At 54.2% G+C, this 15,146-nt stretch carries 26 protein-coding genes; all 26 read right to left on the reverse strand.

Features of this window, described 5'->3' with window-relative positions; all coding sequences use genetic code 11:
- Positions 1–19 precede the first annotated feature (19 nt).
- On the reverse strand, positions 20–1,348 hold the full coding sequence (gene secY, locus KVG91_RS10130; protein ID WP_003194637.1) for a preprotein translocase subunit SecY: 1,329 nt from the start codon (positions 1,346–1,348) through the stop codon (positions 20–22).
- On the reverse strand, positions 1,349–1,786 hold the full coding sequence (rplO, locus tag KVG91_RS10135; RefSeq protein WP_003176407.1) for a 50S ribosomal protein L15: 438 nt from the start codon (positions 1,784–1,786) through the stop codon (positions 1,349–1,351).
- A 3-nt stretch (positions 1,787–1,789) separates the two neighbouring features.
- A complete protein-coding gene (gene rpmD / locus KVG91_RS10140) occupies positions 1,790–1,966 on the reverse strand; it encodes a 50S ribosomal protein L30 (protein ID WP_003176408.1) in 177 nt (58 codons plus the stop codon).
- Positions 1,967–1,968: 2 nt separating this feature from the next.
- A complete protein-coding gene (gene rpsE / locus KVG91_RS10145) occupies positions 1,969–2,469 on the reverse strand; it encodes a 30S ribosomal protein S5 (RefSeq protein WP_003176409.1) in 501 nt (166 codons plus the stop codon).
- 3 nt (positions 2,470–2,472) lie between these two features.
- A complete protein-coding gene (rplR, locus tag KVG91_RS10150) occupies positions 2,473–2,823 on the reverse strand; it encodes a 50S ribosomal protein L18 (protein ID WP_003176410.1) in 351 nt (116 codons plus the stop codon).
- A gap of 10 nt (positions 2,824–2,833) precedes the next feature.
- Positions 2,834–3,367, reverse strand: a complete 534-nt coding sequence (rplF, locus tag KVG91_RS10155) for a 50S ribosomal protein L6 (RefSeq protein WP_003176412.1) — start codon at positions 3,365–3,367, stop codon at positions 2,834–2,836.
- A gap of 12 nt (positions 3,368–3,379) precedes the next feature.
- On the reverse strand, positions 3,380–3,772 hold the full coding sequence (rpsH, locus tag KVG91_RS10160) for a 30S ribosomal protein S8 (protein ID WP_003176413.1): 393 nt from the start codon (positions 3,770–3,772) through the stop codon (positions 3,380–3,382).
- A 207-nt stretch (positions 3,773–3,979) separates the two neighbouring features.
- Positions 3,980–4,285: a 30S ribosomal protein S14 gene (rpsN, locus tag KVG91_RS10165; protein WP_003176414.1), complete on the reverse strand. Its 306-nt coding sequence runs from the start codon at positions 4,283–4,285 to the stop codon at positions 3,980–3,982.
- Between the two features lie 13 nt (positions 4,286–4,298).
- The gene (rplE, locus tag KVG91_RS10170) at positions 4,299–4,838 is read right to left on the reverse strand and encodes a 50S ribosomal protein L5 (RefSeq protein ID WP_003176415.1); all 540 of its coding nucleotides are present in this window, start codon (positions 4,836–4,838) and stop codon (positions 4,299–4,301) included.
- A 20-nt stretch (positions 4,839–4,858) separates the two neighbouring features.
- Positions 4,859–5,173 (reverse strand): 50S ribosomal protein L24, encoded by a 315-nt coding sequence (gene rplX / locus KVG91_RS10175; RefSeq protein ID WP_003176416.1) that lies wholly within the window; start codon positions 5,171–5,173, stop codon positions 4,859–4,861.
- An 11-nt stretch (positions 5,174–5,184) separates the two neighbouring features.
- Positions 5,185–5,553: a 50S ribosomal protein L14 gene (gene rplN / locus KVG91_RS10180; RefSeq protein ID WP_002555479.1), complete on the reverse strand. Its 369-nt coding sequence runs from the start codon at positions 5,551–5,553 to the stop codon at positions 5,185–5,187.
- A gap of 23 nt (positions 5,554–5,576) precedes the next feature.
- Positions 5,577–5,843: a 30S ribosomal protein S17 gene (gene rpsQ / locus KVG91_RS10185; protein WP_003176419.1), complete on the reverse strand. Its 267-nt coding sequence runs from the start codon at positions 5,841–5,843 to the stop codon at positions 5,577–5,579.
- A 2-nt stretch (positions 5,844–5,845) separates the two neighbouring features.
- The gene (gene rpmC, locus KVG91_RS10190; protein WP_002555481.1) at positions 5,846–6,037 is read right to left on the reverse strand and encodes a 50S ribosomal protein L29; all 192 of its coding nucleotides are present in this window, start codon (positions 6,035–6,037) and stop codon (positions 5,846–5,848) included.
- Entirely contained in the window at positions 6,037–6,450 is a 414-nt protein-coding gene (gene rplP, locus KVG91_RS10195) for a 50S ribosomal protein L16 (protein WP_003232424.1), read from the reverse strand. Before rplP ends, rpmC begins: the two co-directional genes overlap by 1 nt.
- 12 nt (positions 6,451–6,462) lie before the next feature.
- Positions 6,463–7,149, reverse strand: coding sequence for a 30S ribosomal protein S3 (rpsC, locus tag KVG91_RS10200; RefSeq protein ID WP_003176422.1), 687 nt, complete (start codon positions 7,147–7,149; stop codon positions 6,463–6,465).
- 13 nt (positions 7,150–7,162) lie between these two features.
- Positions 7,163–7,495: a 50S ribosomal protein L22 gene (rplV, locus tag KVG91_RS10205; RefSeq protein ID WP_003103908.1), complete on the reverse strand. Its 333-nt coding sequence runs from the start codon at positions 7,493–7,495 to the stop codon at positions 7,163–7,165.
- Positions 7,496–7,506: 11 nt separating this feature from the next.
- Entirely contained in the window at positions 7,507–7,782 is a 276-nt protein-coding gene (rpsS, locus tag KVG91_RS10210) for a 30S ribosomal protein S19 (protein ID WP_003232420.1), read from the reverse strand.
- A gap of 16 nt (positions 7,783–7,798) precedes the next feature.
- Complete coding sequence (rplB, locus tag KVG91_RS10215) at positions 7,799–8,623, reverse strand: 50S ribosomal protein L2 (RefSeq protein WP_003176423.1); 825 nt, start codon at positions 8,621–8,623, stop codon at positions 7,799–7,801.
- 14 nt (positions 8,624–8,637) lie between these two features.
- On the reverse strand, positions 8,638–8,937 hold the full coding sequence (rplW, locus tag KVG91_RS10220; RefSeq protein WP_002555488.1) for a 50S ribosomal protein L23: 300 nt from the start codon (positions 8,935–8,937) through the stop codon (positions 8,638–8,640).
- Complete coding sequence (gene rplD, locus KVG91_RS10225; RefSeq protein WP_057014518.1) at positions 8,934–9,536, reverse strand: 50S ribosomal protein L4; 603 nt, start codon at positions 9,534–9,536, stop codon at positions 8,934–8,936. The genes rplW and rplD overlap by 4 nt, the downstream gene beginning before the upstream one ends.
- Before the next feature lie 12 nt (positions 9,537–9,548).
- Complete coding sequence (rplC, locus tag KVG91_RS10230) at positions 9,549–10,184, reverse strand: 50S ribosomal protein L3 (protein ID WP_003194649.1); 636 nt, start codon at positions 10,182–10,184, stop codon at positions 9,549–9,551.
- Between the two features lie 81 nt (positions 10,185–10,265).
- Positions 10,266–10,577, reverse strand: coding sequence for a 30S ribosomal protein S10 (rpsJ, locus tag KVG91_RS10235; protein WP_003186070.1), 312 nt, complete (start codon positions 10,575–10,577; stop codon positions 10,266–10,268).
- A gap of 158 nt (positions 10,578–10,735) precedes the next feature.
- Positions 10,736–11,929 carry an elongation factor Tu gene (tuf, locus tag KVG91_RS10240; RefSeq protein WP_003176426.1) on the reverse strand — a complete coding sequence of 398 codons (1,194 nt, stop codon included), beginning with the start codon at positions 11,927–11,929 and terminating at the stop codon, positions 10,736–10,738.
- Between the two features lie 30 nt (positions 11,930–11,959).
- Positions 11,960–14,065 (reverse strand): elongation factor G, encoded by a 2,106-nt coding sequence (gene fusA / locus KVG91_RS10245; protein WP_076952600.1) that lies wholly within the window; start codon positions 14,063–14,065, stop codon positions 11,960–11,962.
- A 30-nt stretch (positions 14,066–14,095) separates the two neighbouring features.
- On the reverse strand, positions 14,096–14,566 hold the full coding sequence (gene rpsG / locus KVG91_RS10250) for a 30S ribosomal protein S7 (RefSeq protein WP_002555493.1): 471 nt from the start codon (positions 14,564–14,566) through the stop codon (positions 14,096–14,098).
- A gap of 118 nt (positions 14,567–14,684) precedes the next feature.
- Entirely contained in the window at positions 14,685–15,056 is a 372-nt protein-coding gene (gene rpsL, locus KVG91_RS10255) for a 30S ribosomal protein S12 (RefSeq protein WP_002555494.1), read from the reverse strand.
- Positions 15,057–15,146 lie beyond the last annotated feature (90 nt).

A 15,146-nucleotide genomic window follows, 5' to 3' on the forward strand; every position in this document is an offset into this window, starting at 1 on the left:
CTCGAACCTTATGGGGTACTCAGCGCAACATGCCGCTGCCGTAGCCCTTCAGGTTGGCTTTCTTCATCAGGGATTCGTACTGGTGCGAAACGAGGTGCGATTGTACTTGGGACATGAAGTCCATCACAACCACGACCACGATCAGCAACGAGGTCCCGCCAAGGTAGAACGGAACGTTTGCTGCAACCACCAGGAACTGGGGAAGCAGACACACGGCCGTCATATATAGAGCACCGAACAGGGTCAAACGAGTCAGAACGCCATCAATGTAGCGCGCAGACTGCTCACCTGGACGAATACCCGGAATAAAGGCACCGGACTTCTTCAGGTTTTCCGCTACGTCTTTCGGATTGAACATCAACGCCGTATAGAAGAAGCAGAAGAAAATAATCCCTGCACTAAACAGCAGAATATTCAACGGCTGACCAGGAGCGATCGACTGAGAGAGGTCCTGCAGCCAGCCCATATTTTCAGACTGACCAAACCAGGTACCCAACGAAGCCGGAAACAGCAAAATGCTGCTCGCGAAAATTGCCGGAATAACGCCGGCCATATTCACTTTCAGCGGCAAGTGGCTGGTCTGCGCAGCAAAGACCTTACGGCCCTGCTGACGCTTGGCGTAGTGAACAGCAATACGACGCTGGCCACGCTCAATGAACACCACAAAACCGATAATCGCTACTGCCAGCAAACCGATGGCAACCAGGGCGAAGATATTGATATCACCCTGACGTGCAGACTCGAAAGACTGCCCGATTGCTCTCGGAAGACCGGCGACGATACCTGCGAAAATCAACATCGAGATACCGTTGCCAACACCACGCTCAGTAATCTGCTCACCCAGCCACATCATGAACATCGCACCAGCCACAAAAGTGGATACCGCGACGAAATGGAAGCCAAAGTCACCAGTGAACGCAACGCCCTGCCCGGCCAGGCCAACGGACATGCCGATAGCTTGAACCAGGGCGAGGACGACAGTGCCGTAGCGGGTGTACTGGCTAATCTTGCGACGACCAGCTTCACCTTCCTTCTTCAACTGCTCCAGCTGCGGGCTGACGGCGGTCATCAGTTGCATGATGATCGATGCCGAAATGTACGGCATGATCCCCAGTGCAAAGATGCTCATCCGTTCCAGCGCGCCGCCGGAAAACATGTTGAACAAGCTAAGAATGGTCCCCTCATTCTGTCGAAACAGGTCTGCGAGTCGGTCCGGGTTGATACCTGGAACCGGGATGTGTGCGCCTATTCGGTAGACGATAATCGCCAGGAACAGAAAACGCAGACGAGCCCAAAGTTCAGACATACCGCCTTTGCCGAGCGCTGAGAGAGCACCTTGCTTAGCCATTTATTCCTCGAACTTGCCGCCAGCTGCTTCGATAGCCGAACGCGCACCTTTGGTGGCGCCGATTCCCTTGCCGATAGTGACAGCGCGAGTCACTTCACCGGACAGCATGATTTTCACACGCTGTACGTTGACGTTGATCACGTTGGCATCTTTCAGGGTCTGCACAGTAACGATGTCGCCTTCCACTTTAGCCAGCTCGGACAGACGCACTTCTGCGCGGTCCATGGCCTTCAAGGATACGAAACCGAACTTAGGCAGGCGACGATGCAGCGGCTGTTGGCCGCCTTCAAAGCCTGGAGCGATGGTGCCACCGGAGCGGGAGGTTTGACCTTTGTGGCCACGGCCACCAGTCTTACCCAAACCGCTACCGATACCACGGCCCGGACGATGCTTTTCGCGACGGGAACCCGGCGCTGGACTCAGATCATTGAGTTTCATCGATTAACCCTCTACACGCAGCATGTAGTAAGCCTTGTTGATCATCCCGCGATTCTCGGGAGTATCCTGGACTTCTACAGTGTGACCGATGCGACGCAGACCCAGACCTTTAACGCACAATTTGTGGTTAGGGATGCGGCCGGTCATGCTTTTGATCAGCGTTACTTTAACGGTAGCCATGATCAGAAGATCTCCTTGACAGTCAAGCCGCGCTTGGCAGCAATGGACTCAGGAGATTGCATAGCTTTCAAACCCTTGAAAGTGGCGTGAACCACGTTTACCGGGTTAGTCGAGCCGTAGCACTTGGCCAGAACGTTCTGGACGCCAGCAACTTCGAGGACAGCACGCATAGCGCCGCCAGCGATGATACCGGTACCTTCAGAAGCAGGCTGCATGTACACCTTCGAAGCGCCATGGGCGGACTTCATTGCGTACTGCAGCGTGGTGCCGTTCAGATCAACTTGGATCATGTTGCGACGAGCAGCTTCCATTGCCTTCTGGATCGCGGCAGGCACTTCACGTGACTTGCCACGGCCGAAGCCAACACGCCCTTTACCATCACCTACCACGGTCAACGCGGTGAAAGTGAAGATACGGCCGCCTTTAACGGTTTTGGCTACGCGGTTAACTTGAACCAGCTTCTCAATGTAGCCTTCGTCGCGCTTTTGGTCGTTATTTGACATAACTTAGAACTCCAGCCCAGCTTCACGAGCAGCATCAGCCAGCGCTTTAACGCGGCCGTGGTACTTGAAGCCAGAGCGGTCGAAAGCCACTTGCGAGACGCCAGCGGCCTTAGCACGCGTAGCGACCAGCTGGCCAACCTTAGTGGCCGCGTCGATGTTGCCGGTGGCACCATCACGCAGTTCTTTGTCCAAAGTCGAGGCGCTTGCCAGGACCTGGTTGCCGTCGGCCGAGATGACCTGGGCGTAGATGTGCTGCGACGAGCGGTACACGCAGAGACGCACGACTTCGAGTTCGTGCATTTTCAGGCGTGCTTTGCGAGCGCGACGCAGTCGAGTAACTTTTTTGTCGGTCATTTGCTATGCCCTACTTCTTCTTGGCTTCTTTACGACGGACGACTTCGTCCGCGTAGCGCACACCTTTGCCTTTGTACGGCTCTGGTGGACGGAAGTCGCGGATCTCAGCGGCCACCTGACCTACCAGCTGCTTGTCGATGCCCTTGATCAGGATATCGGTCTGGCTAGGGGTCTCAGCGGTGATGCCTTCCGGCAGTTCGTAATCCACTGGGTGCGAGAAGCCAAGGGCAAGGTTCAAAACCGTGCCTTTTGCTTGCGCTTTGTAACCAACACCGACCAGCTGGAGCTTGCGCTCGAAGCCTTGGCTTACGCCTTGGACCATGTTGTTTACCAACGCACGCGTGGTACCGGCCATTGCGCGAGTTTGTTGATCGCCATTGCGAGCAGCGAAACGCAGCTCACCAGCTTCTTCAACGATCTCAACGGACGAATGGATGTTCAGTTCAAGAGTGCCCTTGGCACCCTTCACCGAAAGCTGTTGGCCTGCGAATTTGACTTCGACACCGGCTGGCAGCTTAACGGGGTTCTTAGCGACGCGAGACATGCTTATCCCCCCTTAGAACACAGTGCAAAGAACTTCGCCGCCGACACCGGCAGCGCGCGCAGCACGATCCGTCATCACACCTTTGTTGGTGGAGACGATAGACACGCCCAGACCGCCACGAACTTTCGGCAGATCTTCAGCGGACTTGTACTGACGCAGGCCTGGACGGCTAACGCGCTTCACTTCTTCGATGACCGAACGGCCTTCGAAGTATTTCAGCTCGATGGACAGCAGAGGTTTGATTTCGCTGCTGATCTGATAACCCGCAATGTAGCCTTCGTCTTTCAGGACTTTGGCAACAGCTACCTTCAATTTGGAAGATGGCATGCTTACGACGGACTTTTCAGCCATCTGGGCATTACGGATACGAGTTAGCATGTCCGCTAACGGGTCCTGCATACTCATGGCTAGACGCTCCTAATACAAAAAAATTAGCCTTGCGGCTACATATGTCGCCGAGAATCTCCGAGCATAAAACACACGGGCTCAGGCGAGCCGCGTATTTTAGACACACTGCGGAAATGAAACAAGCCCCAAAAGGGGCTTGTTCCAGATTCAGGGTCACCGGCGGTCAGTATCTTGCGATACCAACCGCCTTGACGCTGAAAGTACTTACCAGCTGGCTTTAACCAGACCTGGAACGTCACCACGCATTGCCGCTTCACGCAGTTTGTTACGGCCGAGGCCGAACTTGCGGTAAACGCCGTGTGGACGACCGGTCAGGCGGCAGCGGTTACGCATGCGCGAGGCGCTTGCGTCACGTGGCTGCTTCTGCAGGGCAACTGTAGCTTCCCAACGCGCTTCTGGACTTGCGTTCAGATCAACGATGATTGCTTTCAGTGCTGCACGCTTCTTGGCGTACTTGGCAACCGTGAGCTGACGCTTCAGCTCGCGGTTTTTCATGCTCATCTTGGCCATGGTCCTACTCCAATCAGTTGCGGAACGGGAATTTGAAAGCACGCAACAGGGCGCGACCTTCATCATCGTTCTTGGCAGTGGTGGTCAGGGTGATGTCCAGACCGCGGAGAGCATCGATCTTGTCGTAGTCGATTTCCGGGAAGATGATCTGCTCTTTCACGCCCATGCTGTAGTTACCACGACCATCGAAGGACTTGGCATTCAGGCCGCGGAAGTCGCGAACCCGAGGCAGGGAGATCGACAGCAGACGATCCAGGAATTCGTACATACGCTCACGGCGCAGAGTCACTTTGACGCCAATCGGCCAGCCTTCGCGGACTTTAAAGCCAGCGATGGATTTCCGAGCGTAAGTCACAACGACTTTTTGACCGGTGATCTTTTCCAGGTCAGCAACAGCGTGTTCGATGACTTTTTTGTCACCGACCGCTTCGCCCAAACCCATGTTCAGGGTGATTTTGGTAACGCGTGGAACTTCCATCACGTTCGAAAGCTTAAGTTCTTCCTTAAGTTTCGGTGCGATTTCTTTCCAGTAAATCTCTTTTAGTCGTGCCATGGTCTTCTACCTAGCAGTGTTCAAGCATCAACCGCTTTTTGGGTCGACTTGAAGACACGAATTTTCTTGCCATCTTCTACTTTGAAACCAACGCGATCAGCCTTGTTGGTTTCGCCGTTGAAAATGGCGACGTTAGAAGCGTCCAGCGGAGCTTCTTTTTCGACGATACCGCCCTGCACGCCCGACATCGGGTTAGGCTTGGTATGACGCTTGACCAGGTTCAAACCGCCGATAACCAGACGGTTGTTAGCGAGAACCTTAAGCACCTTACCGCGCTTACCTTTGTCTTTGCCGGCGATCACGATGATCTCGTCGTCACGACGAATCTTTTGCATGTCGGATCTCCTTACAGCACTTCTGGGGCGAGCGAGACGATCTTCATGAACTTCTCAGTACGAAGTTCACGGGTCACTGGCCCAAAGATACGGGTGCCGATAGGCTCTTGCTTGTTGTTCAGAAGAACAGCAGCGTTGCCATCAAAGCGGATAATGGAGCCATCAGCACGACGTACGCCGTGACGAGTGCGGACTACAACAGCAGTCATCACTTGGCCTTTTTTCACTTTACCGCGAGGAATTGCTTCCTTCACGGTAACTTTGATGATGTCACCGATACCAGCGTAACGACGATGGGAGCCACCCAGCACCTTGATGCACATAACGCGGCGAGCGCCGCTGTTATCGGCCACATCGAGCATGGATTGAGTCTGAATCATATAATTTCTCCGACCCCTAGTCCTTAGACTTCCACAGCGCGTTCGAGAACATCAACCAGTGCCCAAGACTTGGTCTTGGCCAGCGGACGAGTTTCACGAATAGTGACTTTGTCGCCGATGTGGCACTGATTGGTTTCGTCGTGCGCGTGCAGCTTAGTCGAACGCTTAACATATTTACCGTAGATCGGGTGCTTAACGCGACGCTCGATTAAAACGGTGATGGTTTTGTCCATCTTGTCGCTGACAACACGGCCAGTCAGCGTACGGACAGTCTTTTCGGCTTCAGCCATGATCACTTACCTGCCTGCTGGTTGAGCACAGTCTTCACGCGAGCGATGTCACGCTTAACTTGCGAGAGCAGATGAGACTGCCCCAACTGGCCAGTTGCTTTCTGCATGCGCAGATTGAACTGGTCGCGCAGCAGGCCGAGCAGTTGCTCGTTCAGCTGCTGTGCGGATTTTTCACGAAGTTCATTCGCTTTCATCACATCACCGTCCGTTTAACAAAGGCGGTGGCGAGCGGCAGCTTTGCAGCAGCCAGGGCAAAAGCCTCACGCGCCAGCTCTTCAGTTACGCCCTCGATTTCATACAGGACTTTGCCTGGCTGAATCTGGGCTACCCAGTATTCCACGTTACCCTTACCTTTACCCATACGAACCTCGAGAGGTTTTTTGGAGATCGGCTTGTCCGGGAATACACGGATCCAGATCTTGCCACCACGTTTTACGTGACGGGTCAGTGCACGACGCGCTGACTCGATCTGACGAGCGGTGAGACGACCACGAGCTACAGACTTCAGCGCGAACTCGCCGAAGCTGACTTTGCTACCGCGCTGAGCCAGACCACGGTTGTGGCCTGTCATCTGCTTGCGGAACTTCGTACGCTTTGGTTGCAACATTTGGCGTACCCCTTACTTAGCAGCTTTTTTACGAGGCGCTGGTGCTTGTGGTTTCAGTTCTTCTTGGCGACCACCAATTACTTCGCCTTTGAAGATCCAAACCTTTACACCGATCACACCATAAGTGGTGTGAGCTTCGTAGTTGGCATAGTCGATGTCGGCACGCAGGGTGTGCAGTGGCACACGACCTTCGCGATACCATTCAGTACGTGCGATTTCAGCACCGCCGAGACGACCGCTCACTTGGATTTTGATGCCTTTGGCACCAATGCGCATGGCGTTCTGTACAGCGCGCTTCATAGCGCGACGGAACATGACGCGACGCTCCAGCTGCTGAGCTACGCTCTGCGCAACCAGCATACCGTCGAGCTCCGGCTTGCGGATCTCTTCGATATTGATGTGCACAGGCACACCCATTTGCTTGGTCAGGTCCTGACGCAGTTTCTCAACATCTTCACCTTTCTTCCCGATAACAATACCTGGACGAGCGGTGTGGATGGTGATACGTGCGGTTTGCGCCGGGCGATGGATATCGATACGGCTTACGGACGCGCTTTTTAGTTTGTCTTGGAGATACTCACGCACCTTCAGATCAGCGAACAAATAGTCCGCATAAGTCCGGCCGTCTGCATACCAGACGGAGGTGTGTTCCTTGACGATTCCCAGGCGAATGCCAATGGGATGTACTTTCTGACCCATCTCTTCGACTCCGTTACTTGTCAGCAACCTTGACAGTGATATGGCAAGACCGCTTGACGATGCGATCAGCACGGCCTTTGGCACGTGGCATGATTCGCTTCAGCGAACGCCCTTCGTTGACGAAAACGGTGCTGACTTTAAGGTCATCAACGTCTGCGCCTTCGTTATGCTCGGCGTTGGCTACGGCCGACTCCAGCACTTTCTTCATGATCTCGGCGGCTTTCTTACTGCTGAAAGCCAACAGGTTGAGCGCTTCGCCCACCTTCTTCCCGCGGATCTGGTCGGCGACCAAGCGGGCTTTCTGGGCGGAGATTCGAGCGCCCGACAACTTAGCGGCTACTTCCATTTCCTAACCCCTTAACGCTTGGCTTTCTTGTCTGCCACGTGCCCACGATAAGTGCGGGTACCGGCAAACTCGCCTAGTTTGTGGCCGACCATGTCTTCGTTCACGAGAACTGGGACGTGCAAGCGACCGTTGTGTACAGCGATGGTCAGACCGACCATTTGTGGCAGGATCATCGAACGACGCGACCAGGTCTTAACTGGTTTGCGATCGTTCTTTTCCGCCGCCACTTCGATCTTCTTCAGTAGGTGAAGATCAATAAAAGGACCTTTTTTCAGAGAACGTGGCACTGTCGTATCCCTCTATTTACTTGCGACGACGGACGATCATTTTGTCGGTACGCTTATTACCACGAGTCTTCGCGCCCTTAGTCGGGAAGCCCCATGGCGATACCGGATGACGACCACCAGAGGTACGACCTTCACCACCACCGTGTGGGTGGTCAACCGGGTTCATGGCAACACCACGAACGGTTGGGCGAACGCCACGCCAGCGTTTGGCACCAGCTTTACCCAGCGAACGCAGGCTGTGCTCGGAGTTCGAGACTTCGCCCAGGGTCGCGCGGCACTCAGCCAGCACTTTACGCATCTCACCAGAACGCAGACGCAGGGTCACGTAGACACCTTCACGAGCGATCAGCTGAGCCGAAGCACCAGCGGAACGAGCGATTTGCGCGCCTTTACCTGGCTTCAATTCGATGCCGTGTACGGTGCTACCAACTGGAATGTTGCGCAGTTGCAGAGCGTTGCCCGGCTTGATCGGCGCCAAGGCACCTGCGATCAGCTGGTCGCCAGCACTCACGCCTTTAGGGGCGATGATGTAGCGACGCTCGCCATCTGCGTACAGCAGCAGAGCGATGTGAGCAGTACGGTTTGGATCGTATTCAATACGCTCGACAGTGGCAGAGATGCCATCTTTGTCGTTGCGACGGAAATCGACCAGACGATAATGCTGCTTATGGCCACCACCGATGTGACGCGTGGTAATACGACCATTGTTATTACGACCACCAGTCTTCGATTTTTTCTCGAGCAGCGGTGCGTGAGGAGCGCCTTTATGCAGCTCCTGGTTGACCACCTTGACCACAAAACGGCGGCCAGGGGAAGTCGGTTTGCATTTAACGATTGCCATGATGCACCCCTTCCTTACTCAGCACTGCTGCTGAAATCGAGATCTTGGCCTGGCTGAAGGGAGATAACTGCCTTCTTCCAGTCATTACGCTTGCCCAGACCGCGAGCAGTGCGCTTGCTCTTACCCAGAACATTCAGGGTAGTAACACGCTCTACTTTCACGCTGAACAGGCTTTCGACGGCCTTCTTGATTTCCAGCTTGGTTGCGTCAGTTGCAACCTTGAAAACGAACTGGCCTTTCTTGTCAGCCAGAACCGTAGCCTTTTCGGAAACGTGCGGGCCAAGCAGAACTTTAAATACGCGTTCCTGGTTCATCCCAGCAGCTCCTCGAATTTCTTCACGGCCGACACGGTGATCAACACCTTGTCGTATGCGATCAGACTAACTGGATCGGAACCTTGCACGTCACGTACATCAACGTGTGGCAGGTTGCGAGCAGCCAGGTACAGGTTCTGATCAACGGCTTCAGACACGATCAAAACATCGGTCAGGCTCATGTTGGTCAGTTTGCCCAGCAGTTCTTTGGTTTTTGGACTTTCAACAGCGAAGTCCTGAACCACGACCAGACGATCGGTACGCACGAGTTCAGCAAGGATGGAGCGCAGAGCTGCGCGGTACATCTTCTTGTTGAGCTTCTGCGAGTGATCCTGTGGACGAGCTGCGAAAGTGGTACCGCCGCCACGCCAGATTGGGCTACGGATAGTACCGGCACGAGCACGGCCAGTGCCTTTCTGACGCCAAGGGCGCTTACCGCCACCACGTACGTCGGAACGGGTCTTTTGCTGCTTGCTACCTTGACGGCCGCCGGCCATGTAGGCCACGACTGCTTGGTGAACCAGCGTCTCGTTGAATTCGCCGCCAAATGTCAGTTCGGAAACTTCGATCGCTTGAGCGTCATTTACATTTAATTGCATGTCAGCTTCCCCTTAACCGCGAGCCTTGGCCGCTGGACGTACAACCAGGTTGCCGCCAGTAGCGCCAGGAACAGCACCCTTGACCAACAACAGATTGCGTTCAGCGTCGACGCGCACTACTTCGAGGGACTGCACGGTCACGCGCTCAGCGCCCATATGACCGGACATTTTTTTGCCCTTGAATACACGACCAGGAGTCTGGCACTGGCCAATAGAGCCCGGGACGCGGTGGGAAACGGAGTTACCGTGAGTGTTGTCTTGGCCACGGAAATTCCAACGCTTGATCGTACCCTGGAAGCCTTTACCCTTGGACTGACCGGTTACATCAACCAGTTGACCAGCGGCGAAGATTTCAGCGTTGATCAGATCGCCTGCCTGGTAGTCGCCGTCTTCAAGACGGAACTCCATGACGGTGCGACCAGCTGCAACGTTTGCTTTAGCGAAGTGACCTGCTTGAGCAGCAGTCACGCGCGAAGCACGACGCTCGCCGACAGTGACTTGCACTGCACGATAGCCATCGGTTTCTTCAGTTTTGAACTGGGTGACGCGATTCGGTTCGATCTCAATGACCGTGACCGGAATGGAGACACCTTCTTCGGTGAAAATACGGGTCATACCGCATTTACGACCGACTACACCAATAGTCATGTTGTAAACCTCATGAGTGTACGGGGCTTTCACCCGCTATGGCCGCCCATTTCAGAGCGTTACACGACTAAGACCCAAGTCTTAGCCGAGGCTGATCTGTACTTCCACACCGGCCGCCAGATCGAGCTTCATAAGTGCATCAACGGTTTTATCCGTTGGCTGGACGATGTCCAGTACGCGCTTATGAGTACGGATCTCGTACTGGTCACGCGCGTCCTTGTTGACGTGCGGGGAGACCAGAACGGTGAACCGCTCTTTACGGGTAGGCAGTGGAATTGGACCACGCACTTGAGCACCAGTACGTTTCGCGGTTTCCACGATTTCCTGGGTGGATTGGTCGATCAGGCGATGGTCAAAAGCCTTCAACCTGATACGAATTTGCTGATTTTGCATTGGATTTCAGACTCCGGCTGCTATTCCCAGCGAGCGCAATACGCCCGTTAAAAGGAGGCGCAATTCTATAGACGCCCCTGGTAGGTGTCAACCCAATAAAAAAGGCCCCCGCTAAGCGGGGGCCCTCTCAAAACATCGAGCGATCTCAGAAGAGAAAATTACTCGATGATTTTAGCTACAACGCCAGCACCAACGGTACGGCCGCCTTCGCGAATAGCGAAACGCAGACCGTCTTCCATTGCGATGGTTTTGATCAGGGTAACAACCATTTTGATGTTGTCGCCCGGCATTACCATCTCAACGCCTTCCGGCAGTTCGCAGTTACCAGTCACGTCAGTAGTACGGAAGTAGAACTGTGGACGGTAGCCTTTGAAGAACGGAGTGTGACGACCGCCTTCTTCTTTGCTCAGCACGTACACTTCAGCTTCGAACTTGGTGTGCGGCTTAACCGAACCTGGCTTGACCAGAACCTGGCCACGCTCAACGTCGTCACGCTTGGTACCACGCAGCAGAACGCCGCAGTTCTCGCCAGCACGACCTTCGTCGAGCAGTTTACGGAACATTTCAACACCGGTGCAGGTGGTGACGGTGGTGTCACGCAGACCAACGATTTCCAGTGGATCTTGAACCTTGACGATACCGCGCTCGATACGACCAGTTACAACAGTACCGCGACCGGAGATCGAGAACACGTCTTCGATTGGCATCAGGAACGGCTTGTCGATAACACGGACTGGATCTGGGATGTAGCTGTCCAGAGTCTCAACCAGTTTACGAACGGACGTGGTGCCCATTTCGTTATCGTCTTTGCCTTCCAGAGCCATACGAGCAGAACCGATGATGATCGGAGTGTCGTCGCCTGGGAAGTCGTAAGTGCTCAGCAGATCGCGCACTTCCATCTCAACCAGTTCCAGCAGCTCAGCGTCGTCTACCAGGTCGGCCTTGTTCAGGTAAACCACGATGTACGGAACGCCAACCTGACGGGACAGCAGGATGTGCTCACGGGTTTGTGGCATCGGACCATCAGCGGCCGAACAAACCAGAATTGCGCCGTCCATCTGGGCAGCACCGGTGATCATGTTCTTCACATAGTCAGCGTGACCTGGGCAGTCAACGTGAGCGTAGTGACGGATCAGCGAGTTGTATTCAACGTGCGCGGTGTTAATGGTGATACCACGAGCTTTTTCTTCTGGTGCGCTGTCGATTTTATCGAAATCAACGATTGCGGAACCGAAAACTTCGGAGCAAACGCGAGTCAGAGCAGCAGTCAGCGTGGTTTTACCGTGGTCAACGTGACCGATGGTGCCAACGTTGACGTGCGGTAGGGAACGATCAAATTTTTCTTTAGCCACGACAATTAACTCCTTGCCTAAAGGACTGAATCAGCCTTGTTTTTTGGATACAGTTTCAGCGATGTGCGCCGGAGCTGTGTTGTATTTTTTGAATTCCATAGAGTAGCTTGCGCGACCCTGAGACATGGAGCGGACGTCGGTCGCATAACCGAACATCTCACCCAACGGAACCTCGGCGCGAATCACTTTGCCGGAAACCGTGTCTTCCATACCCAGAATCATGCCGCGACGACGGTTAAGGTCGCCCATGACATCACCCATATAGTCTTCAGGTGTAACAACTTCTACCGCCATGATTGGCTCAAGCAACTCACCACCGCCCTTCTGGGCCAGTTGCTTGGTTGCCATGGAGGCAGCCACCTTAAACGCCATCTCGTTGGAGTCGACGTCGTGGTAAGAACCGTCAAAAACGGTTGCTTTCAGGCCGATCAGCGGATAGCCGGCAACAACACCGTTCTTCATCTGCTCTTCGATACCCTTCTGGATAGCAGGGATGTATTCCTTAGGAACCACACCGCCCACTACTTCGTTCACGAATTGCAGACCTTCCTGACCTTCGTCAGCAGGAGCAAAACGGATCCAGCAGTGACCGAACTGACCACGACCGCCGGACTGACGAACGAACTTGCCTTCGATTTCACAGTTCTTCGTGATGCGCTCACGATAGGAAACCTGAGGCTTACCGATGTTGGCTTCGACGTTGAACTCACGGCGCATCCGGTCAACCAGGATGTCCAGGTGAAGCTCGCCCATGCCGGAGATGATCGTTTGACCAGTCTCTTCATCAGTCTTGACGCGGAAAGATGGATCCTCCTGAGCAAGCTTGCCCAGAGCGATACCCATTTTTTCCTGGTCATCCTTGGTCTTAGGCTCTACGGCAACCGAAATAACCGGCTCCGGGAAGTCCATGCGAACCAGGATGATTGGCTTGTCAGCGTTGCACAAGGTTTCACCGGTGGTGACGTCCTTCATGCCGATCAAGGCCGCGATGTCGCCAGCGCGTACTTCCTTGATCTCTTCGCGAGCGTTTGCGTGCATTTGCACCATACGACCAACGCGCTCTTTTTTGCCTTTAACCGAGTTGATCACGCCGTCGCCGGAGTTCAACACGCCCGAGTAAACGCGGACGAAGGTCAATGTGCCCACGAATGGGTCAGTGGCAATTTTAAATGCCAGAGCGGAGAACGGTTCAGCGTCGTCTGCATGACGCTCCAGCTCGATAGTCTCGTCATCCGGGTCGGTACCCTTGATGGCAGGAATATCTACTGGTGCCGGCAGGTAGTCGATCACAGCATCGAGAACCAGGGGAACGCCCTTGTTCTTGAACGAGGAACCACAAACAGCCAGGACGATTTCGCCAGCGATAGTACGCTGACGCAGAGCGGCCTTGATTTCCACGTTGGTGAGTTCTTCACCTTCGAGGTACTTGTTCATCAGTTCTTCGTTGGCTTCAGCCGCAGCTTCAACCATGTTGTTGCGCCATTCGTCAGCCAGTTCCTGCAGTTCAGCAGGGATAGGCTTGCGAACAGGAACCATACCTTTGTCAGCATCGTTCCAGTAGACAGCTTCCATGGTCAGCAGATCGATCTGGCCTTGGAAATTATCTTCGGAACCGATAGCCAACTGAATTGGCACCGGGGTGTGACCCAAGCGCTGCTTGATCTGAGCGATCACGCGCAGGAAGTTCGCACCGGCACGGTCCATCTTGTTTACGTAAACAAGACGTGGAACGCCGTATTTATTGGCTTGACGCCATACGGTTTCCGACTGCGGCTCAACACCCGAGGTACCACAGAACACAACGACAGCGCCGTCGAGTACGCGCAGGGAACGTTCAACTTCAATGGTGAAGTCTACGTGACCCGGGGTATCGATTACGTTGAAGCGATGCTCATCTTTGTACTGCTTCTCGGAACCTTTCCAGAAGGCGGTAATAGCAGCAGAAGTAATGGTAATACCACGCTCCTGCTCCTGAACCATCCAGTCTGTGGTCGCGGCGCCGTCATGCACCTCGCCCATCTTGTGACTTTTGCCGGTGTAAAACAGTACGCGCTCGGTGGTGGTGGTTTTACCAGCATCCACGTGAGCAACGATACCGATGTTACGGTAGCGGCTAATCGGAGTAGTACGAGCCATAAAGCCCTCGCAAAATTAGTGAAGCTAAGATTAGAAGCGGTAGTGCGAGAAAGCTTTGTTAGCTTCAGCCATACGGTGCACGTCTTCACGCTTCTTAACAGCAGCACCTTTACCTTCAGCAGCGTCCAACAGTTCGCCAGCCAAACGCAGGGCCATAGACTTCTCGCCGCGCTTACGGGCGAAGTCTACCAACCAGCGCATTGCCAGAGCGTTACGACGAGACGGACGAACTTCGACCGGAACCTGGTAAGTAGCACCGCCTACACGGCGCGACTTCACTTCGACCAGCGGAGCGATGGCGTCGAGAGCTTTCTCGAAGATTTCCAGGGGGTCGCTGTTCTTGCGTTCTTTAACCTTTTCCAGCGCGCCATAAACGATACGCTCGGCAACGGCTTTTTTGCCGCTTTCCATCACGTGGTTCATGAACTTGGCCAGGATTTGGCTTCCGTATTTTGGATCGTCAAGCACTTCGCGCTTGGCTGCTACGCGTCTTCTTGGCATGGATAAGCCCTCAAACGGTCTTCAGGTTCGTTCGGAATCTGGCCCTTACGGGACGCCTCCGACCTTACTCTTATCGACTCAGAAAATAAGATGATTCAGTTTTTACAAAAAGCCGCTACTACTTAGGCTTCTTGGTACCGTACTTCGAACGACCCTGGTTACGACCTTTAACGCCGGAAGTATCCAAGGAGCCGCGTACGGTGTGGTAACGAACACCTGGCAAGTCTTTTACACGACCGCCGCGGATCAGCACCACGCTGTGCTCTTGCAGGTTGTGGCCTTCACCGCCGATGTACGAGGAAACCTCGAAACCGTTGGTCAGGCGCACACGGCATACTTTACGCAGTGCCGAGTTAGGTTTTTTCGGCGTGGTGGTATACACACGGGTGCATACGCCACGACGTTGCGGGCAGTTCTGCAGCGCAGGCACGTCGGATTTCTCGACGATACGCTTACGCGGCTGACGTACCAGCTGGTTGATAGTTGCCATCTACTAGCTCCACTGTTGTCTTGCGACGCTATTGTCTTACAAGAAAAGCAAAATGGCAGGAACGAATTCCCGCCAAATTTAGGGGTACAA

The sequence above is a fragment of the Pseudomonas azadiae genome (genome assembly GCF_019145355.1).
Taxonomy (GTDB): Bacteria; Pseudomonadota; Gammaproteobacteria; order Pseudomonadales; family Pseudomonadaceae; genus Aquipseudomonas; species Aquipseudomonas azadiae.